The sequence below is a fragment of the Stenotrophomonas sp. YJH_SMC_119 genome, from assembly GCF_059368315.1.
The window spans coordinates 19629-35725 of record NZ_JCAFRP010000022.1 but is presented as its reverse complement, the minus strand read 5'-3'; the positions used below and the strand labels follow the sequence as shown (position 1 = coordinate 35725).

Below are 16097 nucleotides of genomic sequence, written 5' to 3'. Positions count from 1 at the left end.
GGACCAGCGCAATTCCGTGCTGACCCAATGGCTGCACCACTACAACTGGCACCGCCCTCACATGGGGATCGGTGGCCAGCCACCTATTTCCAGAGTCCTGCTGAACAACGTGGTGGGTTTACACAGTTAGTCGACTGCTCCTCGGATCGAAAAAATCCCGCGCTGCGCGCGATAGTCGACCAACGGTCGACTCTACCAAGCGGACTCCGTCGAACCGGTTGGTCGACTCCCGGCACGTCAAACGACCCGCCGGTAGAGTCGACCGTTAGTCGACTGCCCTTCGTCCAGATCGAGAAAATCCTGCGCTGCGCGCGATAGTCGACCAACGGTCGACTCTACCAAGCGGATTCCGTCGAACCGGTTGGTCGACTCCCGGCACGTGAAACGACCCGGCGGTAGAGTCGACTGTTAGTCGACTGCTCTTCGTCCAGATCGAGAAATCCCGCGCTGCGCGCGATAGTCGACCAACGGTCGACTCTACCAAGCGGATTCCGTCGAACCGGTTGGTCGACTCCCGGCACGTGAAACGACTCGCCGGTAGAGTCGACTGTTAGTCGACTGCCCTTCGTCCAGATCGAGAGAAAATCCCGCGCTACGCGCGATAGTCGACTGACAGTCGACTCTACCCGTCCCCTCATCGCTGTCGGCCTGAAAAACAAAAGGCCCGGCGTTCGCCGGGCCTTTCGCATCACGCATCACGGGTGATCGGTTACCAGATCACCACGCGCTTGTCGTCGGCACGCACCATCGCGTCGCCTGCCTTGCACTGGAACGCCGCAGCGAAGGACGGCATGTTCGACGGTGCACCGTTGGCTCGGAAGTTGGCCGGCGCATGCGGGTCGGTGTTCAGGCGTACGCGCAGCTCACCGTCGGTGAAGTTGCGGCGCCACACGGTGGCCCAGTTCATGAAGAAGCGCTGGTCCTGGCTGTGGCCATCCACTTCCACATTCGCCTTCGGGTCTTCCTTCAGCGCCATCTGCAGTGCGTCGTAGGCCACGGTCAGGCCACCCAGGTCGCCGATGTTCTCGCCCAGGGTCAGCTTGCCCTTCACGAACACGCCCGGCACCGACTCGTAGCCATCGAACTGTGCAACCAGCTGGTCGGTACGCTCGGTGAAGGCCTTGCGGTCGGCGTCGGTCCACCAGTTGTCGAAATTGCCGTTGGCGGCGAACTGGCTGCCCGAGTCGTCGTAGCCATGCATCATTTCGTGGCCGATGACCGCACCGATGCCGCCGTAGTTCAGCGCCGGATCGGCCTTGGCGTCGAAGAACGGCGCCTGCAGGATCGCCGCCGGGAACACGATCTCGTTCTTGGTGGCGTTGTAGTAGGCGTTGACCGTCTGCGGGGTCATGCCCCACTCGGTCTTGTCCACCGGCTTGCCGATCTTGTCCAGCATGTAGCGGTAGTTGAACGCACGCGCTGCCTGCATGTTGCCCAGGTAGCTGTCGCCGTTGGTCTGCAGGCCCGCCCAGTCACGCCACTTGTCCGGGTAACCGATCTTCGGGGTGAAGCTGGCCCACTTTTCCAGTGCCTTCTTCTTCGTTTCCTCGCCCATCCACGGCAGCTGCTCCAGACGCGCCTTCAATGCCTGCGACAGGTTCTCCACCAGGTGCTGCATGGCCACCTTCGACTCGGCCGGGAACACGGCGTCGACGTACAGCTGGCCAAGGGCTTCACCCATGCCACCGTTGACCGACTCCAGCACGCGCTTCCAGCGCGGCTGCATTTCCTGCTGGCCGCGCAGGGTCTTGCCATAGAACTCGAAGTTGGCCTTCTCGAACTGGCTGCTCAGGTACGGCGAGGCGTCGTCTATGGTGTGGAAGCGCAGGTAGGCCTGCCAGGTGCTGGCCGGCACATCGGCCAGCATCTTGTCCATTTCACCGAAGAAGCCCGGCTGGGCCAGCGAGAACTTCTGTGCGGCCGGCACCTTCAGGGTGTCGAACAGCGCGGTCCAGCTGAAGTTCGGGGTCAGCTTGTCGGCGTCTGCGGCGCTGAGCGGGTTGTAGCGCTTGGCCGGGTCACGCATTTCGATGCGCGACATCGAGGCCTTGGCCAGGCGGGTCTCAAAGGCCATCACGGCCTTGGCCTGCTCGGCGGCCTGCGCGGCGTCCACGCCGGACAGAGTCAGCACCTGCGCGATGTAGGCCACGTAGGCGTCGCGGATCTTGGCCTGCGCATCGTCGAAGTAGTAGCCCTTCTCCGGCAGGCCCAGGCCGCCCTGGCCGACGTAGGCGATGACGTTGGCCGAATCCTTGTAATCAGCATTGGCAAACAGCGAGAACAGCACGCCCTTGCCCTCGGCCTGGCTGTCGCGCAGGTACTGGGTGATGGCGGCGGTATCGTTCAGCGCGGTGATCTTGTCCAGCTGCGGCTGCAGCGGCGCGAGGCCGGCGGATTCGATCTTGGCTTCGTCATTGCCGGTCTTCCAGATGTCACCGATCTTGGCTTCCACCGAGCCGGCCTTGGCCTGGCTGGCGGCGGCCTGCTGCACCAGCGCGTGCTGCACTTCCAGCGAGCGCTCGCGCAGGATCTCGAAGCTGCCCCAGGTGGTCTGGTCACCCGGCACCGGGTTGGCCTTCAGCCACTTGCTGTTGACGAAGCCATTGAGGTCGGTACAGGCCGAGATGGCCGGATCGAGGTCGGCGCTGTTGAGCGAGATCAGCGGCGTCTTGATCTGCGACAGGTCGAAGGCCGGCTTGGCGTCGGCACCGGCCGCCGGTGCGGTTTCGTTCTTGCCACAGGCCGCCAGCGAGGCAGCGATGGCGATGGTCAGGCCCAGCGGGACCAGGTTGCGGACGTTCATGAGGCTCTCCTGCGGGTAATTTCACAGGGTAGCCGGGGAGGCCCACGACAGGGACCGGCCAAAGGTCACAGGGGGAACGCCCGTGGTCGCAAGCGGGTGTGTGCGGACCAACGGTCCGCACACACCCAGCAGAAGAATACCCACCAACGGTGGGTATCTACTTATTTCGCCTTGCCCTGGTTGGCCACGGCTTCAGCAGCCTTGCGCGCCGCTTCCGGGTCGCCCAGGTAGCGGAACGACTGCACCGTCAGGTCGTCGTTCAGTTCGAACAGCAGCGGGATGCCGGTCGGGATGTTCAGCTCGAGGATTTCCTCGCGCGAGACATTGTTGAGGTACTTGTACAGCGCGCGCAGCGAGTTGCCGTGGGCGGTGACCAGCACGGTCTTGCCGTCCTTCAGCTGCGGCGCGATCGCGTCGTGCCAGTACGGCAGCACGCGATCCAGGGTGGTGGCCAGCGATTCGGTGCCCGGCAGCGCGTTGCGGTCCAGGCCGGCGTAGCGGCGGTCATGGATCGGGTGGCCCGGATCTTCCAGCTCCATCGGCGGCGGCGGGATGTCGTACGAACGGCGCCACACCTTGACCTGCTCCTCGCCGTGCTTGGCGGCGGTCTCGGCCTTGTCCAGGCCCTGCAGGCCGCCGTAGTGACGCTCGTTGAGGCGCCAGGACTTGTTCACCGGCAGCCAGTCCTGCTCCAGCTCGGCCAGCGCACCCTGAAGGGTGTGGATGGCGCGCTTCAGTACGGAGGTATGGGCCACGTCGAACTGCAGGCCTTCCTCGCGCATCAGGCGACCGGCGGCGGCCGCTTCCCGGCGCCCCTGCTCGGTCAGGTCGACGTCGACCCAGCCGGTGAAGCGGTTGTCCAGGTTCCACTGGCTCTGGCCATGGCGCAACAGTACGAGTTTACGGGTCACTGCAGGGTCTCCAACGCGAGGAAAGGCAGGCCGCCATTGTAGCCCCGGCGGCCGCTCACCGTGCCGTGGCGCCGCGCATGCGATGCTCCAGCCAATGAATACGGTGATCGACCCCGGGCGCTGGGAAGGCAGCGTCGCCGCGGCCCGCGCGCAGCAGCTCCAGCTGGCCGGCCGCGTGGAGCGCCAGGACCGCCTGCCCAACGACGTGCGCTGGCTGGCCGGGCTGGATGTGGGCTTTGAGGACAACGGTGCCACCACCCGCGCCGCAGCGGTCCTGCTGGATGCGAAGACATTGCAGCCCGTGGCGCAGGAAATGGCGCGCATTCCCACGGTGATGCCGTACATTCCCGGCCTGCTCAGCTTCCGCGAGCTGCCAGCGTTGTTGGCCGCGCTGGCACTGCTGCCGCGGGCGCCGGATCTGGTGTTCGTCGATGGCCACGGCATCAGCCATCCGCGCAGACTGGGCGTGGCCGCGCATCTGGGCGTGGTCACCGACCTGCCGAGCATCGGCGTGGCCAAGTCGAAACTGGTGGGCCGGTTCGTCGAACCAGGTGCCGAAGCAGGCGCGCATACGCCATTGATGGACGGTGACGAGCAGCTCGGCTGGGTGCTGCGCAGCAAGGTGCGCTGCAAGCCGCTGTTCGTGGCCGGCGGCCATCGGGTCAGTGCCGATACCGCGCTGGACTGGGTGCAGCGCACCCTGCGCGGTTACCGGCTGCCGGAGCCGACCCGGCTGGCGGATCGGCTGGCCTCGCGACGGGACGAATGACCTTCGCTGTTCTCGACGGATGCAGCCTGCACGGTCGCGTCGGGACGACAGGGTAGAGTCGACTGTCAGTCGACTAACGCGCGCAGCGCGGGCTTCGTCGCAGCCTCGGCGGAGAGCAGTCGACTGACAGTCGACTCTACCAAGGCGGTTTCGCCCGGTCGGTTTCGTCCAAGCGGTTTCATCCATGCGGTTTTGCCCGGCCGGTTTCACCCGATCCGCGTGACGGCACATCCCATTCAACGATGCACGTGACCGCGATGGCCCTGCGCGTCCTCGTCGTGGTCATGACCTTCATGGCCCTCATGCTCGCCGCCCTTCACCGGCGCCGGCTCACCACAGGCCTCGCCGCAGTGGTCCGCTTCAAGCTGCAGTGTCACGTGCTCGATGCCGAAGTCATCGTGCAGGCGCGCTCCCAGCTCGCGGCGCAGCGCGTCGGCATCGGTGCCGTCGCGCATCACGACATGCGCGGTCAGCGCCGGCGTGCTGGAGGCCAGCGCCCACACGTGCAGGTCATGCACGTCCATTACCGCGGCATGGCTGGACAGGCTGTCGCGCACCTTGGCCACGTCCATGCCCTTGGGCACGCCTTCCAGCAGCACGTTGATCGCTTCGCGCATCAGCACCCAGGTGCGCGGCAACACCCACAGGCCGATCAGCACCGCCAGGATCGGATCGATCGGCTTCCAGCCGGTGAAGTGGATCAGCACCGCACCGGCAATCACCGCCACCGAGCCGAGCATGTCCGCCCATACTTCCAGGTAGGCGCCCTTCACGTTGAGGCTCTCGCCGCTGCCGGCCTGCAGCAGGCGCATCGAGATCAGGTTGATGACCAGGCCGGCCGAGGCGATCACCAGCATGCCGGTGGAGGCGATCTCCTGCGGCTTGCTGAAGCGCCCGACGGCTTCCCACAGGATGTAGCCGGCAACCACGAACAGCATCGCGCCGTTGATCATCGCGCCCAGCGCTTCCAGGCGCGCATAGCCGTAGGTGCGGCGCGCATCCGGCGGGCGCCGGCTCAGCCGCACCGCGACCAGCGCGATCATCAGGGCCAGCGCGTCGGTGGCCATGTGTGCTGCGTCGGACAACAGCGCCAGGCTGTTGGTCCAGAACGCGCCCACCACTTCGACGAGGAGGAAGGTGGAGGTCAGGCCGAGCGCCCACCACAGGGGTTTCTCGTGGCGGATCTCGGATGGCAGGTGATCGTGGTCGTGGCCCATGGCAACAGCTCCTTTGCGATGGAGGCAGGCTACGCCGGCGGCCGTGGGGAAACTATCACGGTGTTTATAACATTGCAGACTGCACGTCGCGGCTCGCCGCAGCTTGCGCCCGTGCCGGGCCACACTATGATGACCACATCCCCTCTGGATGGGGAACGGGCAGCCAGACCGCTTCGGCGTTGCGGCCCGCAATGGACACCCAAGCACAAGGAATCCGGAACATGTGGACTACCAAGACCCCCTGGGTCGCCGTCGCCGTGGCCTGCGCGCTGGGCACGGCCGCAAGCGCCTCGGCCAAGACCTGCCAGCAGAATTTCCAGGCGGTAGGCGATCCCCGCAATGGCCAGTTCTTCACCTCCGAAGTCACCCTCCCCGGCCTGAAGCCCCGCAGCGCCCTGGGCCAGCTGCGCAAGGCAGCGCTTGATGAGGGCAACAACTTCGTCAGCGGAGATGTCATCACCGAGACCGAAGGCCAGATGTACGTGCTGCAGACCGACACCAAGATGCCGCTGGTCAGCATCATCACCGCCTCCAATGGCGGCAACGTGGTGGTTGGCACCAAGCTGTCACGCGGGCAGACCGCCAAGGAAGAGGACGCACGCAGCGCGCTGTGTGGCTGGCTGGACAAGCTCAAGACCGGCCCCGAAGGCGAGGCGATCGCAGAAGCCGTGCGTGTCTCCAGCGGTTTCGACAAGCCGATCCAGGCCACTGCGGTCGGCATGTCCACCGAAATGGGCAAGGACGCCAAGCGGCTGCAGCGGGAAATCAACACCGCACCGCTCAGGGCACTGTTCTCCGGCACCAGCACCCCGCCGGATACCGATGCGATGTACCAGCCGTTGCTCGTCAAGTATTTCGGCCGTCGTTTCATCATCGATGGCCAGGTCTACACCGCCCAGCCCAACCGCTTTGCCAAGACCTTCGAGGTGGGCTATCTGGTCACCAAGATGAAGGGCATCGGTGGCATCGGCGGGCGCCAGTCGAACGACGACAACAACGCCAACTTCACCGTGCACTGTGCGCTCGCGCCGGATCAGATGGCGCTGGGCGCCACCCTGCGCGAGAACGACTGGGTGAAACTGGAAGGCGTGGTCGACAAGATGGACACCGGTGGCGTCCACCTGCGCGATTGCCGGCAGGTGAAGTAGCCTTCAGGCTGCGCCGGGGAACGCCCCGGCGCAGGCCTCATCGGGTCAGAACCCGAAGCGCAGGCTGGCCCAGTACGCGCGGCCCGGCTCGTTGTAGGTCGCCGCGCCGGCATCGCTGCTGTTGGCCTCGCGGAACAGGCGCTTGTCGGCCAGGTTGTTCACGCCGAAGCCGAAGCTGACCGTCTCGGTCACCTTGTAGCGCGCGCTCACGCCCCAGATGTTGTACGCACCGCGATCCTGCAGTGCGATCGATGGGTCGCAGCTGCCGGTGCAGCGCGGATCATTGTTGATGTTGGTGGTGGCCGGCTTCTGCTTGCCGTAGAACGTGCCGGTCAGCAGCAGCGACAGCTTGTCGGTGGCCTGCCAGTCCAGCATCGTGTTGACGGTGTACTTCGGAATCACCGACAGCGGCTGGCCGGTGCGCTTGTTCTCGTTCTCCACCATGTAGGTGAAGTTGTTGCTCCACTTCAGGCGGTTGCCCTGCTCGCCCAGCAGCGGGATCACCAGGTTGCCTTCCAGCCCCTGCACGATCGCCTTCGGCGCGTTCTCCCAGCGGAAGATCCGGCCCCTGGTGTCGGCAGTCAGGCCGATCTGGGTGTAGCCGGCCTGGATCTTGTCCTTGTAGTCGTTATGGAAGTACGTCAACGAGGCCTGCCAGCCGCTCTGCGGTGCCCACTCGATGCCGAGTTCCTTGTTCAGGCTGGTTTCCGCCTTCAGGTCCGCATTGCCGCGCATGTAGCAGCCGGCGCCCAGGCTCGGCAGTGCATTCGGGCAGCCATTGCCACGGGTGTAATACAGATAGTCCGGATTCGACTGGTACAGGTTCGGCGCCTTGAACGCCCGGGCGATGCCGCCCTTCACCACCCAGTCGCCGTTGATGCGGAACTGCGCGTTGAGGCTGGGGCTGGTGTTGTTGCCGAACTGGCTGTGGTGGTCGAAGCGCAGGCCCGGGGTAACGATCCAGCGCTCACCCAGGTAGATGTTGTCTTCGACGAACACGGCGGTGGTCTGCGCATCGGCCTTGCCCCGCGCACGATCGCCCGACAGCCCCGGGATGCCGCCGCCGCTGCTGCTGGACTGGCTCATCGAGTACGGGTCGGTCAGGCGGCTGTCCAGGTATTCAAAGCCAAGCGTCCAGATGTTCTCGGCACCACCCAGCGTGGTCGGGAAGCTCACTTCGCCGTCCAACTGGTAGTTGCGCAGTCGCGAGGTCGACCAGTCGGTGCCGTTGAAGCTGCCTTCCGGGCCACCGGCCAGGCCTTCGTTGATGCGTGAGTTGTTCACCGCCTCCACCGCAGCTGTCACCCGCGAGGTCACGTCGCCCCAGCGGCCACGATGGGTGATCGCGCCGGTGTTGCGGTACATGCGGTTGGTCTCCGCTTCGCCCTCGGCCAGTGCCGCCAGGTCAACGCCGGTCGAGGTACCGGTGGTGCTGACCGCGCGATCACCAGCGTAGATGTTGCCCTGGCGGCTGGTGCCGGCTTCGAACTCCACCACCTGGTTGGCGGTCACGTCCCAGCGCAGCAGCGCGTTGACATCGCGGTTCTTGACGCCCTCGCGGCCGGCCGGCGGCACCGCGTTGGGGTTGGTAGCGTACTGGCGGTTGAGCTCCAGCGAGTCCGCGTCGGTCTTGTTGAGATTGCCGTACAGGCGGAACGACAGGGTGTCGGTCATCGGCCCACTCAGCTGCAGGCCGACGCGTTCGCTGCCACCTTCGGCGCTGTGTTCGGGCACCAGCCCATACAGGTCCACCGCACCGGTCAGGTCGCCGGTCGGGCGCTTGGTGATGATGTTGACCACGCCGCCGGAGGCACCGGAGCCATAGCGTGCCGCCGCCGGGCCGCGCAGCACTTCGATGCGCTCGATCATTTCCGCCGGCACCCAGTTGGTGTCACCGCGGGTATTGCGCTCGCCGCTGCGCCCCATGCGCACGGCATCGCGTGCGCCGATGCGCTTGCCATCGACCAGGATCAGGGTGTTTTCCGGGCCCATGCCACGCAGGTCGATCTGGCGGTTGTTGCCGTACTGGCCCGAGGCGCTGTTGCCGGTCAGGTTGACGCCCGGCATGGTCCGCAACAGCTCGGCGATGTCGTTGGCTGGCGGGCGCCGGGCGATATCCTCGGCGGTGATGGTCGAGGTACCCAGTGCCTGGCGCGCGATCTGCGAGGCGGTGACGTGCACCGTGTCGATATCGGTGGCGTCGGTTTCGGCCTGGGCGGTCAGGGCGCTGCCCGCCAGCAGGGCGGCGACGGCAAGCGCCAGCGGGCGCGGTGAATGGACAACGGCAGGAGACATGATCAGGACCTTCTGGCAGGGCTGCGGGGCCTCTGGCAAAGGGCTTGAGGCAACGACGAGGGGGGAGGCGGAGCCGTCCTGCAGGCACCTGCAGCCCGCTCCGTGCGCGCATTCTCCCATCAATGCGAGTGATTCTCAAATGCGTTCACTCATTGCCGCAGCGGCGTCGATGTGCTTTGCGCACCGTGCAAGCCTGCACCGCGCGTAAACTGCCCGGCTACCCCGCCATCAACCGTATGCCGCCGCGGCCGATACCCGTGGTTTGCCGTACGCAGTCAGAGATCGACGTGGAACCACCCCAACTGGACGATGCCAGCCAGCCGCTGGCCGAGGCCTGGCAGCAATGCCTGCTACAGGCCGGCCCTGCCGCCACCGCGCTGCTCAAGGCCGCTGCCACCGATGCCCCACCCGCGCTGGCCCAGCGCTTTTACGAAGTGCTGCTGCACGACGGGCGCGCACGCCGCTTCCTGTCCCACGACCAGGTCAAGCAGCGCCTGCAGCCGGCCATGCAGCGCTGGCTGGTACAGCTGCTGACCACCGACGCCGCTGGCATCGCCACCACGGTCGCCTCGCAGCGGGTGATCGGCGACGTACACGCACGGGTCGGCATCCCGGTCGACCTGGTCACCCGCGGTGCGCGCGTGCTCAAGCACGAGCTGTTCGTGCGCCTGCGGGACGACGCGCCCGACAGCGCGACCGCGTTCGCCGCCATCGCCTGCCTCAGCGCGATCATGGACATCGCCATGGAAGGCATGACCCTGGCCTACACCCATGCGCGCGAGCGCTCCACCCGTGCCGACGCCGCCTACCGGCTGTTCTCGCTGGTACAGAACGTCGGTACCGAACGCGAGCGCCAGCGCGCATTGCTGCTGGACTGGGAGAACGCCCTGCTCTACGCCCTCGCCGGCCACGTGCAGGCCAGCGACAACGCCAGCCTGGCCACCTCGGAGTTCGGCCTGTGGTTCACCCACAAGGGCATCCCCAGCTTCGGCGAAAGCAGCGAAACGCAGCAGGTGGGCCAGTTGATGGCCCGCATTGACGGCCACCTGCAGCGCGCGAGTGGCGATGCTCCGGCGCAGCGACTGGCGGTGCTGCCGGCCATCCGCGAGGACCTGGCCGCCATCCGCACCCTGATGACGCTGCTGTTCGAGCGCATCGGCGAACTGGATGCCGGCAGCGACGCGCTGACCAACCTGCTCAACCGTCGCTTCCTGCCCACCGTGCTGCGCAGGGAGATCGAGCTGGCCACGCGCAACCGCACACCGTTCTCGCTGCTGCTGCTCGACCTGGATCATTTCAAGGCAATCAACGACGGCCATGGCCACGATGCCGGCGACCGTGCGTTGCAGCACGTGGCCGGCCTGCTCGGCCAGCTCACGCGTGGCAGCGACTACCTGTTCCGCTATGGCGGCGAAGAATTCGTGGTGGTGCTGGTGGCCGCCAGCGAGTCGCAGGCGACCGTGATCGCCGAGAGCCTGCGCCGGCAGATCGCACAATCACCGGTAGCGCTGGCCAATGGCCAGGTGCTGGAACTGACCGCCAGCATCGGCGTGGCCGGTCACGATGGTCATCCGGACTACGAGCGGTTGATGGCACGCGCAGACGCGGCGATGTACGAGGCCAAGCGCAGCGGCCGCAACCGCGTGGTGGTCGCCAGCGCGGACCTGCAGGAAGCCCCGGGGCGGCGTGCACTGCAGCGATGACGGCAGGACAGGTAGAGTCGACCGCTGGTCGACTATCGCGCGCAGCGCGGGATTTTTCGCCGTCGGAACGAAGAGCAGTCGACTGACAGTCGACTCTACCGACAGTCGACTCTACCGGTTCGCGCGCCAGCCGATGCATTGAACGCCACCACCCGCCATGCTGCCCACCACAGCAGCGCCAGCAACGCGATGCCCGCCCCCAGCAGGCACACTGCGGGCCAGCCATGCCGCACCTGCATCCAGGGCCCCGCCGCCGCTCCCGCACCGCTGCCCACCGCATAGAACAGCATGTACAACGCCACCAGGCGCCCATGCTGTTCTGCCGGTGCACGCAGCAACGATGCCTGGTTCGAGACATGGAGTGCCTGGCCGCCCAGGTCGAGCACGACCACACCCAGCAACAGCAGGGACAGCGAATGCGGCAGGCCCAGCAGCGGCCACCACGCGACCAGCATCAACAACAGCGCGCCGAGGCTGACCCGATGCGCGAAACCACGGTCCATCCAGTGTCCGACCCGCGCCGCCATCAGCGCACCGACCACGCCGGCCAGGCCGAGCGCGCCGATGGCTGCGGTTGACCAGTGCAGCGGCGGTGCCGACAGCGGCAAGGGTGCCGCCGCCCAGAACACATTGAGGCCGGCAAACAGCAGCAATGCCAGCGGCCCGCGCTCGCGCAGCGTTCGATCGCGGCGCAGCATGCCCAGCATCGAGCCCAGCAGCTCGCGCCAGCGTGGAGGGACCGACGGCACCGGTACTGCGGGCAGGCGCCGCCACAGCAGCGCCGCCAACGCCGCCATCACCACCGCTGACAGCAGGTAGACCCTCTGCCAGCCAAAGGCCGCCGCCACCGTACCGGACACCACGCGCGCCAGCAGCAGGCCGATGAACACGCCGCCCTGCACCACACCAACCACGCGACCGCGCTGCTCGGGCGGTGCCAGCATGGCGGTATAGGCAATCAGGCCTTGGGTCAGCGCGGTGCCCAGCAAGCCTGCCAGCAGCATGCCCGACAACAGCCAGCTCGCCGTGCGTGACGCCGCCAGCCACAACAGGGCCAGCACCAGCGCGATCAACTGCAGCCGCAGCAGGCGTCGCCGGTCGCCGCGGTCCGCCAGCGGCAGCAGGCCAAGCAACGCCAGCACGCTGCCGGCCTGGGTGGCAGCCAGCACTGCGCCGGCCACGGCCCGGTCCAGCGCAAAGGCGCGTGCAAGCTGATCCAGCAGCGGCTGCGCGTAGTAGACGTTGGCGACGCTGGCGCCGGCGGCAGCCGCAAGCAGGACCAGCAGCGGGCGGGGAAGCGATGTCGCACTCATCATATGGTTGCAATTTGAAACCAGATGCAGGCTATCGCCATTGGTTTTAAACTGCAACCACATTCGGAGATACCCAGCATGCACGCCGACAGCCCCTGCCCTGTAGCCCGCAGTGCCGACCTGCTCGGTGACCGCTGGGCATTGCTGGTGATCCGCGACGCGTTCGACGGCATCACCCGCTTCGGTGATTTCCAGCGCAGCCTCGGCGCGGCGCGCAACATCCTCAGCGACCGCCTGCGCCGGCTGGTCGAGGCCGGCATCCTGCAGCTGCAGTCAGCCTCCGATGGATCGGCCTACCAGGAGTACGTGCTCACCGCCGCAGGCCTGGAACTGTTCCCGCTGCTGGTCGCACTGCGCCAGTGGGGAGAGCGCCATCGCTTCGGTGCAGGCGAAGGCCATTCGCAGCTGATCGAATTGGCGACGCGGCGGCCGCTGCCCTACATGCAGCCGCGCGGGCGCGATGACCAGCCGCTTCAGCCCACTGCCACCCGCGTGCGCAAGCTCAAGGACGACGGGCGCGACACCTGATCCGCCCATTCGCGCACACCGACGGACGCCCGCGCCGGTTAGCATCGGATCTTTCCGCCGCTGGATGCCGCCGATGTCGCGCTGTCGCCCTTCCCTGCTGACCGCCCTGCTGTTGCCGCTGCTGGCCTGCGCCACAGCAACCACGCAGGCCCGCGAGGTTGCCGCGCCCGCCGACCACGTACAGGCCGATGGACCCTATGTGTTCCGCCAGGGCAACCAGCTGCAGGCCAGATGGATCTGCGACGACAAGGTCGAGTCGCACACACTTGCCACGCAGGCCGCAGGCACCGACATCACCCCGCGTTGCGGCTACGAACACAGCGTGCACGTGGCCGCCCCGAATGCTCCGTCGGTCTCCGTGCTGCCGGCCGTGCCGCGCATCGTGGCGCTGTCCGACATCCACGGCCAGTACGGGCTGCTGGTGCGCCTGCTGCGTGCCCACCAGGTCATCGACGCACAGGACCGCTGGGCGCTGGGCAAGGACACCCTGGTCATCGCCGGCGATGTGTTCGACCGCGGCCCGCAGGTAACCGAAGCCTTCTGGCTGCTGTATGGCCTGCAGCAGCAGGCGGCCGCCGCCGGCGGCGCGGTGCACTTCGTGCTCGGCAACCACGAGACCATGGTGCTGTACGACGACCTGCGCTACGTCAACCCGAAATACCTGCGCAGCGCCCAGCTGCTCGGCCGCAGCTACCCGCAACTGTATGGCGCCGACTCGGTGATCGGCCAGTGGCTGCGCACCCGCCCGGTGCTGCTGAAGATCGGCGATACCCTGTTCCTGCACGGCGGCATCTCGCCCGAGGCGGTGCAGCTGGCGCTGGACCCGGCACGCACCAACGCGGCCTATCAGGCCTCGCTGGGCCTGCCCAAGGCCGAAGTGAAGGCCGACCCGGCCACCGCACCGCTGTATGACGGCAAGACCAGCCCGATCTGGTACCGCGGCTATTTCGATGGCCGCCTCGACACCGCGGGTGTGCAGGCTGTGCTCGACCGCCTGCAGCTCAAGCGCATCGTGGTTGGCCATACCTCGATGCCGCACGTCAGCAGCTTCCACGGCGACCGCGTGATCGCCATCGACAGCAGCATCAAGAACGGCGAGAACGGCGAACTGCTGTTCATCGAGGGTGGCAAGCTCAGCCGTGGCCTGCTGGATGGTTCGCGGGTGCCGCTGGCGCTGGGTGAGCCGGGCCTGCAGGACTGAATGGAGGGACAGCGCGACGGTGCCGGGAGGTGCCGGCGCGCTCCACCTGCAGCCGGTTTGCGGCTACCCTCGGCAGCCGAGAGGCCCACCCCGTCCATCCGGTGGGCCTGACCGTTACAGGAGCCCCGCGCATGCGCGTTCTGATTGCTGAAGACGACCCGGATATCGCCTCCGGCCTGTGCGCCTCGCTGCGCCGGCAGGGGCACGTGGTCGACCACGTCGACAACGGTGCGCACGCCGATGCTGCACTGGGCTCGACGCAGTACGCGCTGCTGGTACTGGACCTGGGGCTGCCGCAGCTGGATGGCCGCGACGTGCTGCAGCGCCTGCGCCAGCGCGGTGATGGCCTCGCAGTGCTGGTGGTGACCGCCCGTGACGGCCTGGCCGAGCGCGTGCGTGTGCTCGACCTGGGTGCCGATGACTACCTGGTCAAGCCGTTCGCGCTGGACGAGTTCGAAGCGCGCGTGCGCGCCCAGCTGCGCCGGGTCACCAGCAATGGCAACCCGGACCTGCGCATCGGCCGCCTTCGCATCGACCTGGCCGGGCATCGGGTGTGGATCGACGACCAGTCGCTGGAACTGACCGCACGCGAGTTCGGCCTGCTGTCGGCACTGGCAGTGCGCGCCGAGCGCATCGTGTCACGCGCGCAGTTGGTGGAAGCGCTGTGCGACTGGGGCCAGGACCTGACCGACAACGGCCTGGACATCGCCCTGCACCGCCTGCGCCGCAAGCTGCAGCCCGGCGGCATGGGCATCCGCACCGTGCGCGGGCTGGGCTACATGCTGGAAGACGCGCAGGACGACAGCACCCCGTGATCAGTGGACCGCCCAGCCTGCGCCGGCGCCTGCTCGCCTTCCTGGCGCTGCCGATGCTGGGCCTGCTCACCTTCAACACGATCCTGGCCTACTACGTTGCGCTGGACTATTCCAACCGCATCCACGACCGCAACCTGATCGACGACACGCATTCGTTCGCGCAGATGCTGAGCACCATGCCGGTGACCAGCGACCTGTCGCCGCAGGCGCGCTTCCTGATCGAGTACGACCCCGACGGCCATCGCTACTTCAACGTCGACAGCAGCCGCATGGGTACGCTCAGCGGCAATGCCGACTTCAGCCCGTATGCCCCTTCGCAGGACTGCACCGGCGTGCATCCGGCGCTGTACGACGGCAACCTCAATGGCCAGCAGGTGCGCATGGCCACGGTCTGCACGCAGGCGATGAACGATCCGCAGGACCAGCTGGCGGTGACCGTGGCCGAGAGCATGGCCGACCGCCGACAGCGGGCGCGCGAGATCCTGATGATCATCATCCCGCTGATGACCATGCTGGCGCTGGGCACCGCTGCACTGGTCTGGTTCGGCGTGACCTACGGCCTGCGCATCCTCACGCCGCTGAGGACCCGCCTGGCGCAGCGCCGTGGCGAACTGGCACCGATCTCCGACGCCGACGTACCGGAGGAGATCCAGCCACTGATCAGCACCATCGACGATCTGTTTGCCCGCCAGGCGGAAATGATCACCCTGCAGAACCGCTTCATCGCCGATGCCGCGCACCAGCTGCGTTCGCCGCTGGCGGGCATGGCCCTGCACGTGGACCAGGCGCTGGCACACGGTGACCCCGATACGGTGCGCGAGGCGCTGCAGCACATCCGCCGGCTCAATCAGCGCACTGCCCGGGTCAGCACCCAGCTGCTGGCGCTGAGCCGGGCGCAGACCGTGCCCGATACCGTGGAAGCACTGGACCTGTGCGAGCTGGTGCCGCAGTGGGTTGGCATGCGCGTGCCGGAGGCGATCCGCGATGGCATCGACCTCGGCTACCGCGGCAGCCCCCATCCGCTGCGTGTGCTCGGCAACGGCGCCATGCTGCAGGAGGCGCTGGACAACCTGATCGACAACGCCCTGCGTTATGCCGGCCGCAATGCCACCGTCACGGTGGGCATGCACGCGCTGGACGACAATGATGTCGAACTCTATGTGGAAGACAACGGCCCCGGCGTGCCCGACGACGTGATGCCACGGCTGGGCGAGCGCTTCTTCCGGGCGCCGGGCACTGCTGCCAGCGGCACCGGCCTCGGCCTGGCCATCGCGCACGAGGCGGTAGAGCACTTCGGCGGCCGCCTGAGCTTTCTGAACCGCCCGGGCGGGGGCCTCAAGGTCGCCATCATGCTGCCGCTGCTGAAGGCCCCCTGACCCGGCCCGGCGCGCTGA

At 67.1% G+C, this 16097-nt stretch carries 13 protein-coding genes; 8 read left to right on the top strand and 5 right to left on the bottom strand.

Features of this window, described 5'->3' with window-relative positions:
- Positions 1–130: integrase core domain-containing protein (locus AC5P6S_RS20445; RefSeq protein WP_141097864.1), on the top strand; the 130-nt coding region annotated here is incomplete at its 5' end.
- A 579-nt stretch (positions 131–709) separates the two neighbouring features.
- Here AC5P6S_RS20445 and AC5P6S_RS20440 read toward each other — a convergent pair.
- Positions 710–2803, bottom strand: coding sequence for a M13 family metallopeptidase (locus tag AC5P6S_RS20440; RefSeq protein WP_005412666.1), 2094 nt, complete (start codon positions 2801–2803; stop codon positions 710–712).
- Positions 2804–2964: 161 nt separating this feature from the next.
- Positions 2965–3714, bottom strand: coding sequence for a 2,3-diphosphoglycerate-dependent phosphoglycerate mutase (gpmA, locus tag AC5P6S_RS20435; protein ID WP_005408679.1), 750 nt, complete (start codon positions 3712–3714; stop codon positions 2965–2967).
- 94 nt (positions 3715–3808) lie between these two features.
- Between gpmA and nfi the strand changes: the two genes are divergently transcribed.
- Entirely contained in the window at positions 3809–4483 is a 675-nt protein-coding gene (gene nfi / locus AC5P6S_RS20430) for an endonuclease V (RefSeq protein WP_495204737.1), read from the top strand.
- Between the two features lie 236 nt (positions 4484–4719).
- Here nfi and AC5P6S_RS20425 read toward each other — a convergent pair whose 3' ends face one another.
- On the bottom strand, positions 4720–5700 hold the full coding sequence (locus tag AC5P6S_RS20425; protein WP_049397957.1) for a cation diffusion facilitator family transporter: 981 nt from the start codon (positions 5698–5700) through the stop codon (positions 4720–4722).
- A 221-nt stretch (positions 5701–5921) separates the two neighbouring features.
- Between AC5P6S_RS20425 and AC5P6S_RS20420 the strand changes: the two genes are divergently transcribed.
- Positions 5922–6848, top strand: a complete 927-nt coding sequence (locus AC5P6S_RS20420) for a hypothetical protein (RefSeq protein ID WP_005408676.1) — start codon at positions 5922–5924, stop codon at positions 6846–6848.
- A 45-nt stretch (positions 6849–6893) separates the two neighbouring features.
- Here the strand turns inward: AC5P6S_RS20420 and AC5P6S_RS20415 are convergent, their stop codons facing one another.
- Entirely contained in the window at positions 6894–9143 is a 2250-nt protein-coding gene (locus AC5P6S_RS20415) for a TonB-dependent siderophore receptor (RefSeq protein WP_049397963.1), read from the bottom strand.
- A gap of 287 nt (positions 9144–9430) precedes the next feature.
- On the opposite strand from AC5P6S_RS20415, the gene AC5P6S_RS20410 reads away from it, so the two are divergent.
- Positions 9431–10846 (top strand): GGDEF domain-containing protein, encoded by a 1416-nt coding sequence (locus AC5P6S_RS20410; RefSeq protein ID WP_049397962.1) that lies wholly within the window; start codon positions 9431–9433, stop codon positions 10844–10846.
- A gap of 95 nt (positions 10847–10941) precedes the next feature.
- Here AC5P6S_RS20410 and AC5P6S_RS20405 read toward each other — a convergent pair whose 3' ends face one another.
- Positions 10942–12162 carry an MFS transporter gene (locus AC5P6S_RS20405; RefSeq protein ID WP_495204736.1) on the bottom strand — a complete coding sequence of 407 codons (1221 nt, stop codon included), beginning with the start codon at positions 12160–12162 and terminating at the stop codon, positions 10942–10944.
- 75 nt (positions 12163–12237) lie between these two features.
- Here AC5P6S_RS20405 and AC5P6S_RS20400 point away from each other — a divergent pair, with 75 nt between their 5' ends.
- The 4 genes from AC5P6S_RS20400 to AC5P6S_RS20385 all read left to right on the top strand — a co-directional run bounded on the left by AC5P6S_RS20400 (position 12238) and on the right by AC5P6S_RS20385 (position 16079).
- On the top strand, positions 12238–12687 hold the full coding sequence (locus AC5P6S_RS20400) for a winged helix-turn-helix transcriptional regulator (RefSeq protein WP_043035537.1): 450 nt from the start codon (positions 12238–12240) through the stop codon (positions 12685–12687).
- A gap of 73 nt (positions 12688–12760) precedes the next feature.
- Positions 12761–13888, top strand: coding sequence for a metallophosphoesterase (locus AC5P6S_RS20395; RefSeq protein WP_414498586.1), 1128 nt, complete (start codon positions 12761–12763; stop codon positions 13886–13888).
- Positions 13889–14019: 131 nt separating this feature from the next.
- Entirely contained in the window at positions 14020–14703 is a 684-nt protein-coding gene (locus AC5P6S_RS20390; protein WP_005408670.1) for a response regulator, read from the top strand.
- Positions 14700–16079, top strand: coding sequence for a sensor histidine kinase (locus tag AC5P6S_RS20385; RefSeq protein WP_099527827.1), 1380 nt, complete (start codon positions 14700–14702; stop codon positions 16077–16079). Before AC5P6S_RS20390 ends, AC5P6S_RS20385 begins: the two co-directional genes overlap by 4 nt.
- Positions 16080–16097 lie beyond the last annotated feature (18 nt).

Coding starts and splice junctions, on each gene's coding strand:
- AC5P6S_RS20440 (WP_005412666.1), bottom strand. CDS start 2,803: ATGAACGTCCGCAACCTGGTCCCGCTGGGCCTGACCATCGCCATCGCT.
- nfi (WP_495204737.1), top strand. CDS start 3,809: ATGAATACGGTGATCGACCCCGGGCGCTGGGAAGGCAGCGTCGCCGCG.
- AC5P6S_RS20425 (WP_049397957.1), bottom strand. CDS start 5,700: ATGGGCCACGACCACGATCACCTGCCATCCGAGATCCGCCACGAGAAA.
- AC5P6S_RS20420 (WP_005408676.1), top strand. CDS start 5,922: ATGTGGACTACCAAGACCCCCTGGGTCGCCGTCGCCGTGGCCTGCGCG.
- AC5P6S_RS20415 (WP_049397963.1), bottom strand. CDS start 9,143: ATGTCTCCTGCCGTTGTCCATTCACCGCGCCCGCTGGCGCTTGCCGTC.
- AC5P6S_RS20405 (WP_495204736.1), bottom strand. CDS start 12,162: ATGATGAGTGCGACATCGCTTCCCCGCCCGCTGCTGGTCCTGCTTGCG.
- AC5P6S_RS20400 (WP_043035537.1), top strand. CDS start 12,238: ATGCACGCCGACAGCCCCTGCCCTGTAGCCCGCAGTGCCGACCTGCTC.
- AC5P6S_RS20395 (WP_414498586.1), top strand. CDS start 12,761: ATGTCGCGCTGTCGCCCTTCCCTGCTGACCGCCCTGCTGTTGCCGCTG.
- AC5P6S_RS20390 (WP_005408670.1), top strand. CDS start 14,020: ATGCGCGTTCTGATTGCTGAAGACGACCCGGATATCGCCTCCGGCCTG.